This window comes from Burkholderia sp. M6-3 (genome assembly GCF_050858985.1).
GTDB lineage: Bacteria > Pseudomonadota > Gammaproteobacteria > Burkholderiales > Burkholderiaceae > Paraburkholderia > Paraburkholderia caledonica.
The window spans coordinates 2232283-2251176 of record NZ_CP110091.1 but is presented as its reverse complement, the minus strand read 5'-3'; the positions used below and the strand labels follow the sequence as shown (position 1 = coordinate 2251176).

Annotated in this window: 17 protein-coding genes; 4 read left to right on the top strand and 13 right to left on the bottom strand. The window is 63.7% G+C overall.

The window, feature by feature from the left end; translation table 11 throughout:
• Window positions 1-35: 35 nt before the first annotated feature.
• The gene (locus tag OH764_RS27660; RefSeq protein WP_020066301.1) at window positions 36-872 is read right to left on the bottom strand and encodes a p-hydroxycinnamoyl CoA hydratase/lyase; all 837 of its coding nucleotides are present in this window, start codon (window positions 870-872) and stop codon (window positions 36-38) included.
• Between the two features lie 421 nt (window positions 873-1293).
• Between OH764_RS27660 and mhpT the strand changes: the two genes are divergently transcribed.
• The 3 genes from mhpT to OH764_RS27645 are packed head-to-tail and all read left to right on the top strand — an operon-like array spanning window position 1294 to window position 5453.
• Window positions 1294-2535, top strand: coding sequence for a 3-(3-hydroxy-phenyl)propionate transporter MhpT (mhpT, locus tag OH764_RS27655; protein ID WP_498849288.1), 1242 nt, complete (start codon window positions 1294-1296; stop codon window positions 2533-2535).
• 58 nt (window positions 2536-2593) lie between these two features.
• A complete protein-coding gene (locus OH764_RS27650) occupies window positions 2594-3736 on the top strand; it encodes a porin (RefSeq protein WP_498849287.1) in 1143 nt (380 codons plus the stop codon).
• A 10-nt stretch (window positions 3737-3746) separates the two neighbouring features.
• Window positions 3747-5453, top strand: coding sequence for an alpha/beta hydrolase family protein (locus OH764_RS27645; protein ID WP_498849286.1), 1707 nt, complete (start codon window positions 3747-3749; stop codon window positions 5451-5453).
• Between the two features lie 143 nt (window positions 5454-5596).
• On the opposite strand, the gene OH764_RS27640 is transcribed toward OH764_RS27645, so the two are convergent.
• A complete protein-coding gene (locus OH764_RS27640) occupies window positions 5597-6784 on the bottom strand; it encodes a hypothetical protein (RefSeq protein WP_498849285.1) in 1188 nt (395 codons plus the stop codon).
• A gap of 442 nt (window positions 6785-7226) precedes the next feature.
• Here OH764_RS27640 and OH764_RS27635 point away from each other — a divergent pair, with 442 nt between their 5' ends.
• Window positions 7227-8405: a GGDEF domain-containing protein gene (locus OH764_RS27635; RefSeq protein WP_498849284.1), complete on the top strand. Its 1179-nt coding sequence runs from the start codon at window positions 7227-7229 to the stop codon at window positions 8403-8405.
• 62 nt (window positions 8406-8467) lie between these two features.
• On the opposite strand, the gene OH764_RS27630 is transcribed toward OH764_RS27635, so the two are convergent.
• The 11 genes from OH764_RS27630 to OH764_RS27580 form a co-directional block, all read right to left on the bottom strand.
• Window positions 8468-9223, bottom strand: coding sequence for an SDR family oxidoreductase (locus tag OH764_RS27630; RefSeq protein ID WP_498849283.1), 756 nt, complete (start codon window positions 9221-9223; stop codon window positions 8468-8470).
• A 158-nt stretch (window positions 9224-9381) separates the two neighbouring features.
• Window positions 9382-10392: a LysR family transcriptional regulator gene (locus OH764_RS27625; protein WP_498849282.1), complete on the bottom strand. Its 1011-nt coding sequence runs from the start codon at window positions 10390-10392 to the stop codon at window positions 9382-9384.
• 104 nt (window positions 10393-10496) lie between these two features.
• On the bottom strand, window positions 10497-11378 hold the full coding sequence (locus OH764_RS27620) for a sigma-70 family RNA polymerase sigma factor family protein (protein WP_498849281.1): 882 nt from the start codon (window positions 11376-11378) through the stop codon (window positions 10497-10499).
• A 193-nt stretch (window positions 11379-11571) separates the two neighbouring features.
• Window positions 11572-11925, bottom strand: a complete 354-nt coding sequence (locus OH764_RS27615) for a RidA family protein (RefSeq protein ID WP_498849280.1) — start codon at window positions 11923-11925, stop codon at window positions 11572-11574.
• Between the two features lie 78 nt (window positions 11926-12003).
• Complete coding sequence (locus OH764_RS27610; protein ID WP_498849279.1) at window positions 12004-13176, bottom strand: NAD(P)/FAD-dependent oxidoreductase; 1173 nt, start codon at window positions 13174-13176, stop codon at window positions 12004-12006.
• Window positions 13169-14575, bottom strand: a complete 1407-nt coding sequence (locus OH764_RS27605; RefSeq protein WP_498849278.1) for an FAD-dependent oxidoreductase — start codon at window positions 14573-14575, stop codon at window positions 13169-13171. Before OH764_RS27605 ends, OH764_RS27610 begins: the two co-directional genes overlap by 8 nt.
• Entirely contained in the window at window positions 14565-14948 is a 384-nt protein-coding gene (locus tag OH764_RS27600) for a (2Fe-2S)-binding protein (RefSeq protein WP_027804346.1), read from the bottom strand. Before OH764_RS27600 ends, OH764_RS27605 begins: the two co-directional genes overlap by 11 nt.
• A 7-nt stretch (window positions 14949-14955) precedes the next feature.
• The gene (locus OH764_RS27595; protein WP_498849277.1) at window positions 14956-16107 is read right to left on the bottom strand and encodes an NAD(P)/FAD-dependent oxidoreductase; all 1152 of its coding nucleotides are present in this window, start codon (window positions 16105-16107) and stop codon (window positions 14956-14958) included.
• Window positions 16104-16901: an ABC transporter permease gene (locus OH764_RS27590; RefSeq protein WP_020066286.1), complete on the bottom strand. Its 798-nt coding sequence runs from the start codon at window positions 16899-16901 to the stop codon at window positions 16104-16106. The genes OH764_RS27595 and OH764_RS27590 overlap by 4 nt, the downstream gene beginning before the upstream one ends.
• 16 nt (window positions 16902-16917) lie before the next feature.
• Window positions 16918-17790: an ABC transporter permease gene (locus tag OH764_RS27585; RefSeq protein WP_498849276.1), complete on the bottom strand. Its 873-nt coding sequence runs from the start codon at window positions 17788-17790 to the stop codon at window positions 16918-16920.
• Window positions 17777-18856, bottom strand: a complete 1080-nt coding sequence (locus tag OH764_RS27580) for an ABC transporter ATP-binding protein (RefSeq protein WP_498849275.1) — start codon at window positions 18854-18856, stop codon at window positions 17777-17779. Before OH764_RS27580 ends, OH764_RS27585 begins: the two co-directional genes overlap by 14 nt.
• Between the last annotated feature and the right edge of the window lie 38 nt (window positions 18857-18894).

Here is an 18894-nt window from a genome sequence, read left to right as displayed (position 1 = left end):
GCGGGCAGGCTACGGGATTAATGTTCACCTGTTCGTCACTCAGTGCGCTTATACGCCTGAAGGCCAGGCTTGATCGATTTCTGGTCGAGGAATTGCCGCAAGCCTTCTTCTCGTCCTTTCTCGGGATCGCGCAATTGCGCCTGGTCGAGCTTCGCATACAGATAGTCTTCGTTCTGCTCCCACGTCAGTTCGCGCGAGCGTTTGAAACCATGCTTGGCGGCGCGCAGAACGACGGGATTTTTCTCGAGCAGCTTCGCGGCCAACGCGACCGTTTTCGCACGCAGTTGTTCGAGCGGCACGCTGCTGTTGACGAGTCCCATTGCAGCGGCTTCTTTCCCGTCGAACGTGTCGCCCGTCATGATGTAGTACAGCGCCTGACGATGCCCGACCGTATCCGCCATTGCCTTGCTGACCAGATTGCCCGGCGGAATGCCCCAGTTGATTTCAGAGAGGCCGAACACGGCTTCGTCCGCCGCGATAGCCAGGTCGCACGCAACGAGGGGGGAAAAGCCGCCGCCGAAACACCAGCCGTTGACCATGGCGATAGTCGGCTTCGAGTACATGCGAAGCAGCTTCCATTGCCATTGGCATGCGTCGCGGCGAATCTTTTCCTGCAGAATCTCCGGACCGGCATCGACTTCGCGGAAGTACTCCTTCAGATCCATGCCCGCCGTCCATGCGTCGCCGGCGCCTGTCAGCACCAGTACCTTTGCGTCCGCGTCCAGTTCCAGCGTCTCCAGTACCTGGATCATTTCGCTGTTGAGCGTGGGACTCATTGCATTGCGTTTCTCGGGGCGATTGAACGTCACCCATGCAATGCCTTCCTGGACTTTCACGTCCACCGTCTTCCAGCGACCCTCATAACTTGCCATTTCGTAGCTCCAGCGCGCCTGGGCGCGTATCGTTTGTCGTGATGTGCGAGCACCCGATAGCGTTTGCTTTAAAGCATCAATGCACGCGCCGTATCAGGTAGCCTGATACAAGTCTATTATCAAGCGGCTTTGGGCACAATCACCACGTGATCGGTGGAAACCCTTGCGTTGAATGTACCTGGGGTATTTACCAAAGACGCTCACCTTGTTTTGTCAGGTCGCCTGATATTTAATATGCTCCATCGCAACTGACCGTAGCGCGTTCTCATGAACGCGCTTTTGTTCACCCGTGATGTCAGGAAGCCTGATATAAGGCGGCGATACGGATGCATTGGCAGTCATCGACACAATAAACAGCAATCAACTTGCAGTGACCGGAACAAGACGCGAAAGCGTCAGCTCCGGCCGACAGGAGACAGACATGAAATCCACCAGAACAGCACTGCCGGCAGACGGCATGGCGCCAGCCACCGCGCGAACGGGCGCCGCCGTCACGTTGAGTCTTTGTTTTGCGGTTGCGTTGCTCGAGGGGCTCGACCTTCAATCGGTGGGCGTCGCGGCGCCGCGCATGGCGCGCGAGTTCGGCTTGAGCGTCGCGCAAATGGGGCTTGCGTTCAGCGCGGGCACCTTCGGGCTATTGCCGGGCGCGATGTTGGGCGGAAGGCTCGCCGACCGGATTGGCCGTAAGAGGATACTGATTCTGTCCGCGTGTCTGTTTGGTCTGCTGTCTATTGCGACGGCGTTCGTCAGCAGCTTCGGCATGCTTGTGTTTGTCCGCGTGTTGACGGGTATCGGGCTGGGCGGCGCGTTGCCGAACCTGATCGCGCTGTCGTCGGAGGCGGTCTCGCCGAAGTCGCGCAATACCGCCGTTAGCGTGATGTATTGCGGTATTCCCTTTGGCGGAGTCATCGCCTCGATTGTCGGCATTGTGAGCATCGGCGATACGCAATGGCGACACATCTTCTATGTGGGCGGCGCGGGGCCACTCATTCTGGTGCCGCTTCTGCTCGCATTCCTGCCTGAGTCGTCCGCGTTTCGCCGTGCGTCACACGGCATGAACGCGAAGCCCGCGCCCGTCGGCGAAGTGCTGTTCGGCGGGAGCCGGGGGCTCTCCACGCTGCAAATCTGGATTAGCTACTTTTGCACGCTGATCGTTCTGTACTTCCTGCTGAACTGGTTGCCGTCATTGATGGCGGCTCGCGGACTCGCGCGCGCGGAAGTCGGTTATGTGCAGATCTTCTTCAACATCGGCGGCGGGCTTGGCGCGCTTTTCATCGGCATGTTGATGGACCGTTTGCGCGGCGGTGTGGTGGTGTCCGGCATGTACATCGGCATTATCGCGTCGCTCGCGGCGTTGTCGATCGCGCCGGGTTTCGCGGCGCTGACGGTATCCGCGTTCTTCGCAGGGATGTTCGTGATCGGCGGCCAGTCAGTGCTGTATGCGCTCTCTGCTGCGTTCTATCCCACAGCGATGCGAGGCACGGGTGTCGGCGCAGCGGTCGCCGTGGGGCGGGTCGGTTCGGTGGTCGGCCCGCTTGCGGCCGGCCAGTTGCTGGCCATGGGCCGCAGTTCGTCGACGGTGATCGGCGCGAGCATTCCCGTCACGCTGATTGCCGCGGCGGCGGCTCTGATGCTGATTCGCCGTCCGCGTGCAAACGACTGATCAGACATCCTTATCAAATCAATTGAAAAAGAAAACACAACGTTTGGAGACGACAACGATGCAAACAGTCACGACCCGCCTTTTTATATCCGGCGCCCTGTGCGCGCTGAGTACGACCGCGCTCGCGCAGTCGAGCGTCACGCTGTACGGGATCATCGATACCGGTGTGGAATACGTATCGCATGCGAACGCCGCGGGCGGTCATGTGTTTCGCATGCCGGCAGTAACGGGCGAGCTGCCTTCGCGTTGGGGCCTGCGCGGTGCCGAGGATCTCGGCGGCGGCTATAGCGCTGTCTTCACACTGGAAAGCGGGTTCAACGTTCGCGACGGCAGTTCCGGCCAGGGTGGGCGACTGTTTGGACGGCAGGCATTCGTCGGCCTCAAGGGTCTATACGGGACCGTGGCATTCGGCCGGCAATACACGATGACGTATCTGGCATTGCAAGGCGCCGACATCATCGGCCCGGACATCTACGGCATGGGTTCGCTCGACGCGTATGTGCCCAACGCGCGTGCCGATAATTCGGCGACGTACCTGGGCACGTACAAGGGCTTCACGCTCGGCGCCGGGTATTCGTTCGGCCGCGATTCGGCCGGTACCGGCAACTCGCCTGGGCAGGGCACCTGCGCGGGTTCGGTAGCGGGCCATCCGACCGAGTGCCGCGACTGGTCGGTAATGCTGAAATATGACGCACCCAACTTCGGCGTCGCAGCTTCATATGAGGAGCAACGCGGTGGCACAAATGCGCAGGCGAACTTCTTCGACGGCGTCGCTCCTACGCCGCTTGGCAACGCCGCGGACAAGGACGCCCGCACGCATGTGAGCGCCTATGCACAGTACGCGGGCGCGAAGCTCGGCGCTGGCTGGCTTGGTCGGCGCGTCGTGACGGACTCGCCGGCGGTGCCGAACGTGCGCTCGGATCTGTTCTTCGTCGGCGCGTCGTACTTCGTGACGCCCGCGTTTCTGGTCGACGGAGAAGTGTTCCGCATCGTCAACAGTGTGCACGACTCCCGCGCGACGATGGGCGCGCTGCGCACCACGTATCTGTTGAGCAAGCGCTCGTCCGTGTATGCGCAGGCCGCCTATCTGGCGAACAGTGCGAAGGCGCGCTATTCGGTGAGCGGCGGTGGTGGCGGCACGACGCCCGCCGCCGGCGTCGGTCAGACAGGTGTGATGGTCGGTATCAAGCACGCGTTCTAGGAGACATCGAATGAGAAAGTCTGTGATTGCGGTATCCGTGTGCGCGACGCTTGGAGCATGCGGTGGCTCTTCCGATAACACATTGACGTTGCCGCACCTGAGCGCGGCCACACCGGCAACGCTCGTCGGAAGCTGCGCGGCGCTGGCGAGCAAATTGTCCTTCGCCAACACCACGTTCAATTCCGTGCAGGACGTACCGGCCGGAACGCTGACGGTGGCGAGCAAGCCTATCGCCGAGCACTGTGTCGTTCAAGGGCAGATGAATCAGCGCGTGAGCGCCGTCGACGGAAAGACCTACGCAATCGGCTTCGAGATGCGTCTGCCCGTTGCATGGAACGGAAGGTTCTTCTATCAGGCCAACGGCGGGCTCGACGGCAACGTGGTGACGGCGACCGGCGAGATCGGCGGAGGCGGACCGCTCAACGATGCGCTGAACATGGGGTTCGCCGTGATCAGTTCCGACGCGGGACACTCGTCGTCGCAGAATCCGCTATTTGGTCTCGACCCGCAGGCGCGTGTCGACTACGGCTATAACGCGGTAGCGACGCTCACGCCGATGGCCAAGCAGGTCATTCGCACCGCCTATGGCAAGGCGCCGGATCGCAGTTATTTCGACGGTTGCTCGAACGGCGGGCGTCACGCGATGGTGGCGGCGGCGAGATCGTCGGCCGAATTCGACGGGATCATTGCGGGCGATCCAGGCTTTCATTTGCCGAAGGCGGCCATCGGCGAAATGTGGGGCGCGCAGCAATTCGCGAAGGTTGCGACTGCAACAACCGCGAATGGCCTGCCCGACATCAAGACCGGCTTTACTGCCGCTGAACGCCAACTAGTGGCGTCGCGGATCATTGCGAAGTGCGATGCACTGGATGGCGTCGCCGACGGCATGGTGCAGGACATTAAGGCATGCCAGGCGAATTTCAACCTGTCCGCTGACTTGCCGACCTGTTCGGGCAATGTGCGTGACGGAACGTGCCTGACTACCGCGCAAAAAGAAGCGGTCGGCAATGTGTTCTCGGGCGCGCGCAACAGCGCCGGCACCGCCTTGTACGCGAGCTTTCCCTACGATGCGGGCGTGAGCGGCGCTGGCTGGGCGGCGTGGAAGCAGAGCAACTCCATCACGCTCGACCCCGCCGCCGCTGCATTTACATTCGCGACGCCGCCGCAGAGCGCTTCGCTGCTGAGCCAGTTGTCATCGTATGCATTGAACTTCAGCATGGACACCGACGCACCGAAGATCTTTGCGGCGAGCGGCGCGTACACGGAATCGTCGTGGTCGTTCATGACGCCGCCCGACGAGGCCAATCTCAGCGCGCTCAGGCAACGCGGCGCGAAGCTGATGGTGTATCACGGCACGAGCGACCCGGTGTTTTCGTCGAACGATACGACCGACTGGTATCAACGCGTGATGGCGGCGAATGGCGGCGATGCGAGCAGCTTCGCGCGGCTCTTCACGGTCGCAGGAATGAACCATTGCTCGGGTGGCCCCGCAGCCGATCAGTTCGACATGCTCACGCCAATGGTCGCATGGGTCGAGCAGGGCAAGGCACCGGATAGCGTCATCGCGACCGCTCGCGATGCGAGCAATGCGATACCGAATAGCGAAGTGCCTGCGCAGTGGGGCGCAGGCCGCACACGGCCGCTGTGTCCATATCCGAAGGTCGCGCGCTATAAGAGCGGCGATGTAAATTCAGCAGCCAGCTTTTCGTGCAGTTGATGCATGCGTGAGCCGCGGTTTCACGGCCCGTTACCGGCGGTGACAGCAATGATGTTTGCGGTCTTGCGGCGTCGGCTGGACGCGTTGAGCGTCACCGCCGTCGCCGCTATTGTCCGCAATCGCGCATGCTGCGAACTTTCCAGTTACTGCGACTCGTACCACGAGTATGTCGGAAGCGAGGTGATTGGCGGCGTGCCGATCTGCAATGTGACGTCGCGCAACGAGGTCAACTCGATATTGCGCAGATCGCCCATGTAACGGCGCGAATCTCCGTTGTCGTTGATATACGCCACGACGTTTCCGGTGATGCCCGCGACGTTCGTGCTGGAGAGCGGCTGGCCCCAGATGTCGAAGAACTGACCCAGCGTGAACGTCTTGAGGGTCGGCGTTTCGATATGAATGATGCCGGTCTGGTCATGCGTGTGCATTTCATAGTTGCACTGCGACAGTATGCCCACGTTCGCCGGCATAGCGAGCCATTGGCCGTCCTTGATGATCGCGAGATGCGCATGCACGTGGTACAGCTCGCTCATCCCGGCAGCACAGACCAAACCGTCGACCGTGGCGCCGTTCCCGCCGGTCGCCGTATTGCCGGCCGGCCAGTACTGGCTTCCCACCACGCCCAGATAGGCGAGCGTGACCGGATTCGGGTCGAAGGGCGGCGGATCGGTCCATGTGTAGGTGGGAATCTGCGTCAACGGCGTGCCGGTCATGATGGTGACTTCGCCATGCGGCGGGAGCGCGAGACTCGCGGGATCGCCTTTGTATTGCGAAAGCGCGCCGCCGTCGTTTACATAGATCGTAACGGGTGATCCGCTCAGGCCCGCGACGTTCGACGCACCGAGCGTTTCGCCCCATATCGCAAAGAACTGACCGAGTGTGTACGACGCGCCAGTGGTCGTATCCATGCGAATTTTGCCGCTTGCGTCGACGGTGTGCAGCGGATACGCGCAACCGGTCTGCGCCGTCATGGTCGGGCCGACCGTGCCGATGTTGGCGGGCACCGACAGCAGGCGGCCGTTCTGATAGATCGACAGATGCGTGTAGGTATAGGCATTGCTGCGCAACCCGCAGTTCAGCCCGCCGACCGGCTGGCCGAGGCCACCCGACGATGTGGAGCCCGTGGGCCAGTTGGCATCGCCAAGCGTCGTGCCGTCGATCACAGGCGTAGCGGCGGCCAGTGTCGGTGTAGTCGCGCTCGTGCCCGATGCGCCGGATGCCGGTGCAGCGGCGCCCGTGTTCGAGGCACCCCCGCCGCCTCCGCCGCCGCAACCCGCGACGATCAGTAAAACACCAATGGCGACAAACCGTGAGCCCAGCCGTTCCAACATCGCGTACTCCATGCGGTGATTAAAGATGAATATGTAGAAGCAGATGTAGCGCAGACTTCGCGGATTCGCTTCGCTGCGTAGACCGATTGCAAAGAAAATGTGGCAATGAAGCCGGCGCATGCGCGCGGGCCCGCACGAAATCGGCAGGTTCAGGGTAGCAGATGCGGTTCAAAAACGAACCCGATGAATCACAACGTTTTGCGACTATTTCTGTCGCATTTAGGGGTGTCGGGGGAGGCATCGATGCGATTCAATTGAAATGCACTTATGGTTCAGCGGCACTTCGTCGAGTGCTTTTTAGGTGCGGCGGTTAATGGCGCATTGAGTTATCGGCAAGCTCGTGGAAAAGAGTGGCTGCCTCTATTAGCGGAGCACATCGTTCCGATACAAGTAAAATGCCGCAGTCGCCGCATCCTGCCGGCGTGGAACTGTCCGGTCAGCGATGCATGTCGATCTCCTCACCCTTTACCTGCTTTTAATCGGAACGCTATTCGCCAGTTCCGGAATGACGCTTTGGGAACACCAAAGCCATCCGCGGCGAAGCCGTGAGTTGCGAGTACTGGCAGCGGGATATGCGACGCTCGCAACCGGTTGCGCGGCGGCCGTGTTTCGTCACAATCTGCCCGGGCCGTGGGGCTCCGCGCTGAGCAATCTGGTCATTCTGACGGGCTACCTGCTGGTCCTGCACGGTGTCGCGTTGCTAAGCGGCCGGCGATACCCGGCCGGTTCGCTCGCGTTGCTCCTTCTCATGGCGCTGACATGGGCAGTGGGCGGTGCGCGCTGGGAGAGCACCGTGTGGGCTTACGTGAGCGCGGTCGCAATCGCGGCGGCGAGCGGCATGACGTCCCGCGAGTTTCTTCGAAGCGACGACTTCAAAGCCTTCCAGTCACGGCGTATCGCGGTGGCGGTGACGGCGATCCACGCGCTTTTCTATGTCTTTCGGGCTCTGGTTCTGCCTTGGCTCGTGACGCGTTACGGAATGGGCCTGCTGCCCACCATCGGCGCAATCACGATGTACGAGGGTGTCCTGTATTCGGTCATTCTGCCGATGACCGTGCTGAAGATGATCCGCGAGGAAACGCATGGGCAACTCCTGCACGAATCGCAGACCGACTACCTGACCCGTCTCGGGAATCGCAGATGGTTCTTCGAGGAAGGCATGCGGGTCCTCGGTGAGGGTCGTGAAAGCGGTCCCGTGTCGCTGCTTGCGCTCGACCTCGACGGCTTCAAGAAGCTCAACGATCGCTACGGTCACAAGACCGGTGACGAAGTGCTCAAGTCATTCGCGGAAGTTGCGCGCAGCGTGGTGGGGCGCGAGGCGGTGCTTGCCAGAATCGGCGGAGAAGAGTTCGCTGTGCTGTTGCCGCGCCATGACGAACGCCGCGCGCACGACGTTGGCGAGGCTATTGTCAGGCGCTTTGCACAGACCGTTTCGCACAGGGTGGATGGCGTTGATATCCAGGCTACGGTGAGCGTCGGCCTCGCGCATTCCGGGGACGCGGGCCAGTCGCTTGCCGAACTGCTGGCCGCGGCCGACGAGGCGCTCTACCGCGCCAAATCGTTGGGCGGCAACCGGCTCGAATCGGCACAGAATGCCGCGCGGCTGAGAGTGGTTAGATAGCGATCTTTCCGCAACGGCAACGTGCGTTTCACCGAGCCCGAGGTCTTTCCACCGACGCCCAGTCAGCCTGCCGCCTTTGACCGGCTGAGCCATTCTTCCAGCCCGATGCGGCCAAGGCGCGCTTCGCCCAATGGCACCAGCGAAAGCTCCTCGACGCGACCGCCGAAGTAGCGCGCTTCCGGATCGCGCACGACTTCGCGCGGATCTCCGATCGCCTTCAGGTAGCTCGCGATGATTTCGTCGAATGGGGCTCGTTGCGGACCCGCGATCTCGACGATGCCGTTGCGCGGCGCTGCAAGCGCGACATCGGCAACAAAGGCCGCGACGTCGTCGGATGCAATGGGCTGGAAGAGTCCCGGCGAAAGCCTGACCGTGTTGCCCTCGGCGCTCGACGCGGCAATGCCGCCGAGAAATTCCAGGAACTGCGTCGAGCGAATGATGGTGTACGGAATGCCCGAAGCCTCGATCAGCTTCTCCTGCGCGACCTTGGCGCGGAAGTAACCGTTCTCCGGCGTCCTGTCGGTTCCCACGATAGAAAGGGCGACATGATGGCCGACGCCCGCAGCGGCCTCCGCTGCGTGAAGGTTGCGACCGGAAGTCTCGAAGAATTCGAGCACTGCGCTGTCTTCGAACGACGGCGAATTGGCCAGGTCGATTACCACTTGCGCGCCTTCGAGCGCCTCCTGAAGGCCTTCGCCGGTGAGCGTGTTGATACCGCTTCTGGGCGACGCAGCGAGGACGTCGTGACCGGCGTCGCGCAGAATCGTGACGGTCTTCGAGCCGATCAGGCCGGTGCCGCCGATAACAACGATCTTCATGATCGAGCCCCCTTCGTAATTAACGGCAAGACGCCGCATAGCTTCATGGTAGGCGGACGCCGGCCGTGACGCGAGGCCCGTGCGGGCACTCACGGTGTTGTCTTTACCGCATCAATCGCGATCCGGCACCGCGCGCGTCCGTCTGACGAACTCGCGGTTCACTCGACCGTCGATAAAGCCGGCGCGGACGTCACCGTCGTTTCACATGGCGGATTCATCGCCCGCGTTTGCTCGATCATATAGTCGACGAACACGCGGATGCGGGCCGGAAGGTGCTGGCGGCTCAGATAGCAGATGTAGTGACCTTCGTCGTCGGGCGCGTACTGCGCGAGGCAACTCAGCAACTTGCGGTCGCCAAGCAGGTCACGCACCTGATAACCCGGCAATTGTGCGATGCCGAGACCGTCGAGCACCGCCTGCAGGATCAGGTCAGGGTCGTTGTACGTGTGCTGCGCTGCGGGCTGATGGCGCAGCGGGTTGCCATCCACCTTGAACTGCCAGTCCTTGACGCGGCCAGAGGCGTTGCGAAGGTTGATGCAGCGATGATCCGCAAGCTCGTCGACGTGGCGCGGCAGACCGTGCTGGCGCGCATAGGCGGGCGATGCGCAGACGATCATCTGCATCGCAGTGAGCTGCCGCGCGACGATCCCGCTGTCTTCCATGCGCCCGTCGCGAAACGACACGTCGACGCGGTCGGCGGTGAAGTCGGCGGGGCGATCGTTCAGCAGCAGTTCGAGCGTGATGCCGGGATAGCGCGAGTGAAAGTCTCGCAATAGCGGCGCGACGATCTTGCGGCCGAAGCCCGACGTCGACGCGATGCGCAAATGCCCGCGCGGCGGCCCGCTGCGCAGATCGCGCATGCCGTCGAGCGCCGCCACGATACGCTCGATGCCGGGCTGGCAACTCTCGTAGAAGAGTTCGCCTTCGCGGGTGAGCGACGTGCTGCGGGTCGTGCGCAGGAACAGGCGCACTTCGAGTTGCGCCTCGAGCTTCTGCACGTTGCGGCTAACGGAGGAGCGGCCGATGCCGAGGCGATCGCCCGCGCGGGCGAAACTGCCTTCATTGGCGACGGCCAGGAATGATACGACGCCGGCATAGGTGGTCGCAAAGCTGCTCGCGAACGGGTCCTGGCTGCCGGGTACAGGGCGAGGTGATCGGTAATCTGACATGCGGCGCGACTCGTGAGGTCTAAAACCGGCTAGACGTATCAGTCGCGCCGTTTGTGACATCGCCCGCGCTTTTGCGGCGCCGGCGCCGCGCGCCGCATGTGGACTCAAGCGTTCGGAAAGGCCGCGGCAAGGCGCGCGAGCTTCTCGGGATTGCGCTGCACGAGGATGCGGACAATACGCTCATTGTCCGTTTCGACCGCTTGTGCCGATTCGAGCTTGCCTTCGATAAAGCGCAGCAGTGCCCACTCACCGTTGAGCACCACGAGCCTGATACTGAGCTCGCTGCCATAGCGGCGCGACGACGCGTAGAACAGCTGCGCGATTCTGCGGCCGCCGAGCATCGGCTGGGGCGCGCTCGGCACTTTGCCGCCGCCGTCGCCGATCAGCATGGCGTCTTCGGCAAGTAACGCGTTGATCGCGGGGAAGTCGCCACGCTCGACAGCCCGCGCGAACATCCGCAAAAGACGATGATGCGTCTCCTGCGGCACGGCATTACGCGCACGCTCATCGCGAAGTTGGCCTTTGGCACGGCTCACGAGCTGACGGCAGGCCGCCTCGCTCTTGCCGATCGTGCGGGCCACTTCGTCGTAGTCGGCATCGAAAACTTCGCGTAACAGGAAGGCGGCGCGCGCTTCGGGCGTCAGCCGTTCCAGCAGCATCAGGAACGCGACGGACACGTCGTCGCTGCGTTCGACCGCCTCCTCGGGCGTAGCGGGCGAGCCGGTCATTTGCGGTTCGGGCAACCAGATGCCCGTATAGTGCTCGCGCTGCGTTTTGGCAGCGCGCAAACGGTCGATGGACACGCGGGTCGTGACCGCAACGAGCCACGCTTCCGCGTTGTCGATTTTTTCGCGGGCGGCCGCATGCCAGCGCAGCCAGACGTCCTGCACGATGTCTTCCGCTTCCGCTACGGAGCCGAGCATTCGATAAGCGATTTTCTGCAAGCGCGGGCGCAGGCCGTTGAAGGCGCTGGCGTCGTCGTCCATGGGCAGGTTTCCTGTTGCGTTGATACAGGCCTCGCTCGAAGAGCGGGCCGGCAACCGAATATTGCCACGGACGATCTCTCTTGCGAGCGACCGGCTCAAACGCTGGGTCGGCTCCGCAGGAGTCAGGGCAGAACCGGACTCCGGCGCGTGAGCGAACCAGCAGTCGCGCTCACGTGCCGCCCCTCGACCGGTCTCAGCCGAGCGCCACCACGGCGATCTCCACCAGCAATTCCGGCGCGGCAAGCTGCGCTTGCACGGTGGCGCGCGTGGGCGCGCAACCTTGCGGAACCCACGCGTCCCACACCTCGTTCATGCCGGCGAAGTCGCGCGCAATATCCGCGACCCATACCTGGGCAGAAACGAGTCTCGTCTTGTCGATGCCGGCTTTCTCCAGGAAGCCGTCGATCTTCTCCAGCACTTTCGCGGTCTGCACTTTCACGTCCGGTGTGTGATCTGCGGAGGTCTGACCGCCGATGAATACGAGGCCGGCAGCCTTGACGACGCGGCTCATGCGTTGATTGGTTTCGATGCGAACAATATCGGTCATGACAATGTCTCTGGTTGAGGTCGAACGAAGCCGCCGCGCGCGCTCATGAAACGCGCGACGGTGCAAAAAGGGAACCGCTTATTGCGTGACGAGATGCGCCGCGCTCGCAGACGAAGAAGCCGCGCTGCGCTCGAACCGGTCGATCCGGAATGCATCCAGCGAAATGGACGGCGTGCCGTCGAGCATCAGCTCGGACACGAGCTTGCCGCAACCGGGTCCGAGCTGAAAGCCGCTGCCGCAATAGCCGAACGAGTAGTACAGGTTCGACGCCTTGCGACTTGCGGAGATGACTGGCAGTTCGTCTTCGGTGAAGGCCTCGACGCCGGCCCACGCACGGTTCACGCCGAGATTGCGCAGATGAGGAAACAGGTCGGTTACCGTCCGTGCACTGCGCACGAGCCGCGCGAAGTCGACTTCGCCGTGACGGTTCGACAGATCGGCGATACCGATCAGCTTTCCGCCGATCACCACGGTACCGTTGTCGAACTGCTTGAACGACAGCGGACGGCCGGTTGCACCGAGCGTGGCACGACAGAACGGCGCGACGCGATGCGTGACCATCAGCATCAGACCCTCCGGGTGTACCGGCACGGGCTCGCCCACCTGCTTCGCCAGTTCGCCGGACCACGCACCCGCGGTGACGAGCAGCTTCTCCGCACTGTAGGTGCCGCGCGGCGTGACGGCGAGCCAGCGCGTGCCGCCTTGTTCGATGCGGTGCACGGCCGTGCCTTCCAGAAAACGGGCGCCGAGGCGCTGCGCCGCAAGGCGGAACGCCGTCGTGGTTCGAAAGGGCAGTGCATAGCCGTCGCGCTCGACCCAGATTCCGCCTGTGACGTGCCGCGCGAGCGCCGGTTCGAGTTCGAGCACGGTGTCGCGGTCGATCACTTTCTCGTGTGTGAAACCGTGCGATTCGAGCAGCGCAACGCGCTCGCGGCATGCCTGCAGTTCGTCGTCGGTCTCGGCGATCTTCAACTGGCCTGAAGGCACGAAGCCGCCATCCTCGCCGAGCAGGTCGGTCATGCCATGCCAGATTTCACGCGACATCAGTGCGAGCGGAATCTCGGGCAACGGACGGCCCAGCGTTCGCACGCCGCCCGCGTTGACGCCCGACGAATGACGCGCGACGTAATCGGCTTCGAGCACGATCACCTTCGCGCCGCGGCGCGCGAGATGAAGCGCGCTGCTCGTGCCGTGCAGCCCGCCGCCGACCACGAGCACATCGGCTTCCTGGATGACGGTCGTGTCATTCACCGGCCAGTTCTCCGAGCGTGAGCGGCTTGATCGGCGGACGGATGCGGTAGTAGCCGACTTCGGCGGGCGAGACGCGGCGCGCATCGGCGATCACCTCCGTCACCGTCAGACCGCACATGCGCCCCTGGCACGGACCCATGCCGCAACGTCCGAACGACTTTGCCTGGTTCGGCCCGACGCAGCCCAACTCGACGAACTTGCGCAACTCGCCCGCGGTGACTTCCTCGCAACGGCACACAATCGTCTCGTCGCGCGGAATGCGGTTGATGTCGCGAGGGCGGTACAGGCTGTCGAGAAACGGCCGGATACGCATGACGCCCGCGAGGTCGCGGCGGTGCCCGACGGCTTGCGCATCGCGTGCAGCGGCGGTGATCGCGCCCAGTTGCGCGGCTGCCGCGAGGCCGGCCAGTGCGCCCTGCAAGGCTGCCGCCTGTGCGCCGCCGATGCCCGCACCGTCGCCGGCGATGAAAATGCCGGGCACGTCCAGTTCGCCCCACGCGTCCACTTTCGGGGTGAAGCAGAGTTGGTCGTTGTCCCAGCGGTGCGACGCGCGCAACGCCTGCGTGAATTGCGTATTCGGCACCACGCCCTGATGCAGAAGAATCACATCGGCTTCGAGACGATGCGCGCTGCCCTGGGTCGTGAAGTGCAGCGCGGCGGCGCGCTCCACATGATCGGCGCCGACGCGCGCTTCCACGCGCAAGTCGTCCGCCGCCTCGAAAATGGGCACGCCGGCATTGCGCAGCGTTCGGATCAGTTGCAGGCCTTTGCTCAGGAACGGCCACGCACGCAGCGCCGAAAGCATGTGACGCTTCGCGCGCCAGCGATCCTCGTGGCGCGTGGTATCGACGAGCGCGCGGATCGGCACGCCGGCGCGGACGTATTGCCAGCCGAGCAGATACAGCAGCGGTCCGCAGCCCGCCAGCACCGGCGGTGCGGCAGGCACTTCGCCCGCGCTCTTCAACAGGATCTGCGCCGCGCCCGCGGTCAGCACTCCCGGCAGCGTCCAGCCGGGGATCGGAAACGGGCGCTCGAGTGCGCCGCTCGCGAGAATCACGCGCTGTGCGTCGAAGCTGCCGATCTTGCCGTCCTTCAGATAATTGATACCGCGCTCGCGCGTGACTTGCCACACAGTTGCGTTGGTCACGTGACGCGCGCCGGAGGCGGCGAATGCATCGGCGATTGCCGCGCCCGCCGCGTAGTCGGCTCCGAGTATCTCCTTGCGGCGCGCATCGGCGCGGCCGATGCCGCGATAGATCTGGCCGCCCACGGCGTCCTGTTCGTCGATCAGCACCGTCTTCAGCCCGGCGCGCGCCGTGCGCGTGGCCGCGCTCATGCCGGCGGGACCGGCGCCGATCACGACGACGTCCACTGCTTCGGAAACAAATTCAGCGGCCATGGGCATTCTCCAAAGGTACATCTGTCAGGTCCGCGGGTGGCAGGTCGCGCGCGCCTTCCTGCGAGCGGATTCGCATGCCCGCCTTGACCTCGACCATGCAGGCCTGGCGGCTCGGCACGCCGTCTATCTCGACGAGGCATTCGAAGCACGCGCCCATCATGCAGAACGGTGCGCGCGGAGCGCCCGAAACCGGCGTGGCGCGAAACCGCGAAACGCCCGCGGCAAGCAGCGCTGCCGCGACGGAGCGGCCATCTGGCACGGTCAGCGGCTGATCGTTGAACCAGATTGCGACGGGTGTGGCGGCCGCACCTTGCGCGCCGTCCAGCGGCTTGAAAAGGGCGTGAGTCGGCATTTGAGTCGATTGAGTAGTCATGTCGAATTCAATGTGCGGGAATCAGCTCTCGCGCGTGCTCGAAGCGTCGCGCGGAGAAGGTGGGCAGTTCGCCGGGCATCGGCGCGCCCATGATCCACGGCGCGACGCGCAGCGCATGCGCAGCCGCCAGCGTCACGCCGCTGTGGCAAGTGACGACGAACGCGCCGGGATGCGCCTCGGACTGGTCGTAGATCGGAAAGCCGTCGGGACTGTAGACGCGCAACGCGGCCCACATGCGCACGAGCCGCACGTGTTTCAGCATCGGGAATGCACGCACGCCACGCCGGGCGATGTCAGCAAGCACATGGGTAGTCGTGAAATCGTCGAAGCCGACTTCTTCCATCGAATCGCCGAACTGCAGGCTCCCCTCGTCGGTCTGGCGCACGTTGAGCGTCGGATAGTGGAGAAACGGCGCAACGCGCTCGCTCACCAGCACCTGGCCGCGATTGGGCGCGACCGGCGCGTCGAGCCCGACGAACGGCGCGAGCACGCGATTGCCGAGTCCCGCCGCGAGCACGACTTTTGCACCACGATAGGTCCCGCGTTTCCCGTGCACGACAAAGCCGTGCGCTTGCGGCTCGATGCGCTGCGCCCGCTCGCTCGACACGAGGCGCACGCCGCGAGCCTGCATTGCGGTATGCAGCGCGCGCAGCAGCTTGAGCGGATTCACGTGGCCGTCCATCGGCGTGTAACTTGCGCCGATTACGGCAGGCCCGACTTGCGGAATGCGCGCACGGACTTCGGCGGCATCGAGCATCTGATACGGGTAATCGCCCAGTTCTGCTTGCAGGGTAGAGAGGCGCTTGTCGCGTTCGGCGAGTTCTTCGTCGTTGAAGCAGAAGTGGAAGCCGCCCGGCTGCTTTAGCGCCACGTCTATGCCACTTTCGTCCCGCAGCGCCTGCGCGAGTTGCGGCCAGCGCGTGGCCGAACTGCGCGACCAGCGTGCATATGGAGACAGGCCATAACCCTTGCCCTGGATCCAGACGAGGCCGAAATTCCCACGTGACGCGCGAAAGCCGCCGTCGTCCTCGTCCAGCACGGTTACGCGCGCGCCTTCGCGGGCAAGTCCGTAGGCCACGGCCGAACCCACGAGGCCGCCGCCTATGACGACCACGTCCGCGAGAGTATCGGAACTCGCGGCGGTGCTTGTCGATGTCATTGCGCTTCTCCGATCAGAATGCGGTCCAGTCCGACCATGCGGTCGAGCAGGACCATCAGCAGGACCGTGCCCACGATCAGCACCGCCGACACCGAAGCGACGAGCGGATCGATCGTCTGCGCGATCTGGTTGTACATGGCGACGGGCAGGGTGGTTGTGCCCGGTGTTGCGACGAAGATGGTCATCGTGAGTTCGTCGAAACTCTGGATGAACGAAAGCACCCAGCCGCCCGCTACGCCGGTGCGGATCATCGGCAGGACCACGCGGCGAAACGCGGTAAAGCGGCTTGCACCGCAGGAAAGCGCGGCGCGTTGCGCATCGCGATCGAGCCCGACTGCCGACGACAACGCGAGACGCAGCGCATACGGCAGAACGATGACCACATGCGCGCAGACCAGCGACCAGAACGAGCCCGACAGATGCAGCAGCGACAGAAAGCGCAGGAACGCGATGCCGAGCACGACGGCGGGAATCATCATCGGTGAAAGAAAGAAGCTCGTGAGCGCGGCGCGGCCAGGAAAGCGATAGCGCGCAATGGCAAGCGCGGCGGGCACTGCGAGCAGCACGCCGATGGTCGCGGCCGCGAACGCAAGCCGCACCGATAGCCAGAAGGCCGAGACAATGTCGCCGTTCTCGATGATCGCGCGAAACCAGCGCAGCGACGCACCGTCGAAAGGCATCGAGATAAAGCCCTTGTCGGTGAAAGCGACGAGCATCACCACGACGAGGGGCGCAAGGATGAAGCTCAGGAAAAACGCGTTGTAGACGAGCCCGAGAATGCCGTTCTGTTTCATGATCGCTCTCCTTCGCTCAATCGAAGATGTGCCGGAAACGGCGTTCGGCGACTCGACTGCAGCCCATCACGATGGCCACGTTGGCGATCAGCAGCAGCACGGCGATGCTCGCGCCGAGCGGCCAGTTGAGCGTGCCGAGGAATTCGTCGTAGGCGGCGGTGGCGACCACCTTCAGGCGCCGGCCGCCGATCAGCGCAGGCGTGGCGAAAGCGGATGCCGACAGCGCGAACACGATGATCGAGCCCGACAGCACGCCCGGCATGATCTGCGGCAGCACCACCCGGCGAAACACCGCGAACGGCGAGCCGCCCAGCGAGCGGCCGGCCCATTCCACTTGCGGATCGAGCTTCTGCATGGTCGCCCAGACCGACATCACCATGAACGGCACGAGCACATGGGTTAGCGCGATGATCATGCCCGTCATGGTGAATACCAGACGAATCGGCTCGCTGGTGACGTGCAGCGACTGGAGCACGTTGTTCAGCACACCGTTGTTGCCGAGCAGAATCTGCCAGCCGAGCGTGCGCACCACCACCGAAATGAGCAGAGGCCCCAGTACGACCAGCAGACACAGCGACTGCCACGGACGCTTCATCCGCGCGAGCACGATGGTCTCGGGCACGCCGAGCACGATGGACAGCAGCGTGACGGCGAAGGCCAGACCGGCGGTGCGCAGGAAGATCGTGCCGTAGTACGGGTCGCTGATCACCTCCCAGTAGTTCTTGAGCGTATAGGCCGCGGTGACGCCGGCCGTATCGCTGAACACGCGGAACGACAGCATCAGTGTAAGCAGCAGCGGGACCAGTAAGAGACCGACAAAGAGTAGCAGCGCCGGACCCGACAGCAACCACGGCGCGGCGCCGGGGCGATCGTCGTCAAGCGTGGCCATGTGCGCCCTCCGGACTGTCTTGCGTCAGCACGCGCAGGTCGTCGTCGGTCCATGCGAGGCCCACTTCATGGCCTTCCTCGGGCGGCGGCGCACCGTGGTTCGGCTGCGCGACCCGCAGCTTGCCGAGTTCGGTGTCTACTTCGAGCAGCCACTGATTACCGACGAACACACGCGTCGCGATGCGCCCGCGCAGCCGGGCATCGCCGTTGGCAAGGTGCACTTTCTCGGGCCGGATATATACATGCACTGCGCCGTCCACATGGCGGCCTTCGTGCGGCACATGCAGTGTCGTGCCCGCGACGTCGACCTCCGCGCAACGTGGATTACGGCGCAACACCTCGCCGGAGAACGCGTTGGTGCGGCCGAGAAACGTGGACGCAAAAGGCGTGGCGGGGCGCTCATAGGCGTCGTAGGGCGTGCTCAGTTGCGCAATGACGCCGCGATGCATGACGGCGATGCGATCGCTCATGGTCATTGCCTCGACCTGGTCGTGCGTGACCAGAATCGTCGTGATGCCGAGGCGCTTCTGGATCGCGCGCAGTTCGATGTGCATCTCTTCGCGCAGCTTGGCGTCGAGATTCGACATCGGCTCGTCGAGCAGCAGCAGTTCGGGTTCCATGGCAATGGCGCGTGCAATGGCGACGCGCTGCCGCTGGCCGCCCGACAGTTCCTTCGGATAGCGATGCCCGAGGCCCCTGAGGCGCACGAGAGACAGCGCTTCGGCAACACGCTCCTCGCGCTCCTTGCGCCTGACCTTGCGCATCTCCAGCCCGAAGCCGACGTTCCCTGCCACCGTCATGTGCGGAAACAACGCGTAGCTCTGGAACACGACGCCGATGCCCCGCTTCTCAGGACGCTCGTTCGTGATGTCGCGGCCATCGAGCAGAATGCGGCCGGTGGTCGGCGAGACGAACCCGGCGACCATCTGCAGCGTGGTGGTCTTGCCGCAGCCGGACGGGCCGAGCAGCGCAAGCAACTCGCCGCGTTCGACGTCCAGATCGATGTGCTCGATCGCGGTGAAATCGCCGTAGCGTTTCGAAATGCCTTGCAGAGTCAGGAAGGCCATACGCCTCGCTCCTTCATCAGATCGCGCGCCGCGCGAGG

Coding starts and splice junctions, on each gene's coding strand:
- OH764_RS27600 (WP_027804346.1), bottom strand. CDS start 14,948: ATGACTACTCAATCGACTCAAATGCCGACTCACGCCCTTTTCAAGCCG.
- OH764_RS27580 (WP_498849275.1), bottom strand. CDS start 18,856: ATGGCCTTCCTGACTCTGCAAGGCATTTCGAAACGCTACGGCGATTTC.
- OH764_RS27640 (WP_498849285.1), bottom strand. CDS start 6,784: ATGTTGGAACGGCTGGGCTCACGGTTTGTCGCCATTGGTGTTTTACTG.
- OH764_RS27630 (WP_498849283.1), bottom strand. CDS start 9,223: ATGAAGATCGTTGTTATCGGCGGCACCGGCCTGATCGGCTCGAAGACC.
- OH764_RS27595 (WP_498849277.1), bottom strand. CDS start 16,107: ATGACATCGACAAGCACCGCCGCGAGTTCCGATACTCTCGCGGACGTG.
- OH764_RS27615 (WP_498849280.1), bottom strand. CDS start 11,925: ATGACCGATATTGTTCGCATCGAAACCAATCAACGCATGAGCCGCGTC.
- OH764_RS27645 (WP_498849286.1), top strand. CDS start 3,747: ATGAGAAAGTCTGTGATTGCGGTATCCGTGTGCGCGACGCTTGGAGCA.
- OH764_RS27590 (WP_020066286.1), bottom strand. CDS start 16,901: ATGAAACAGAACGGCATTCTCGGGCTCGTCTACAACGCGTTTTTCCTG.
- mhpT (WP_498849288.1), top strand. CDS start 1,294: ATGAAATCCACCAGAACAGCACTGCCGGCAGACGGCATGGCGCCAGCC.
- OH764_RS27620 (WP_498849281.1), bottom strand. CDS start 11,378: ATGGACGACGACGCCAGCGCCTTCAACGGCCTGCGCCCGCGCTTGCAG.
- OH764_RS27585 (WP_498849276.1), bottom strand. CDS start 17,790: ATGGCCACGCTTGACGACGATCGCCCCGGCGCCGCGCCGTGGTTGCTG.
- OH764_RS27660 (WP_020066301.1), bottom strand. CDS start 872: ATGGCAAGTTATGAGGGTCGCTGGAAGACGGTGGACGTGAAAGTCCAG.
- OH764_RS27605 (WP_498849278.1), bottom strand. CDS start 14,575: ATGGCCGCTGAATTTGTTTCCGAAGCAGTGGACGTCGTCGTGATCGGC.
- OH764_RS27625 (WP_498849282.1), bottom strand. CDS start 10,392: ATGTCAGATTACCGATCACCTCGCCCTGTACCCGGCAGCCAGGACCCG.
- OH764_RS27650 (WP_498849287.1), top strand. CDS start 2,594: ATGCAAACAGTCACGACCCGCCTTTTTATATCCGGCGCCCTGTGCGCG.
- OH764_RS27635 (WP_498849284.1), top strand. CDS start 7,227: ATGCATGTCGATCTCCTCACCCTTTACCTGCTTTTAATCGGAACGCTA.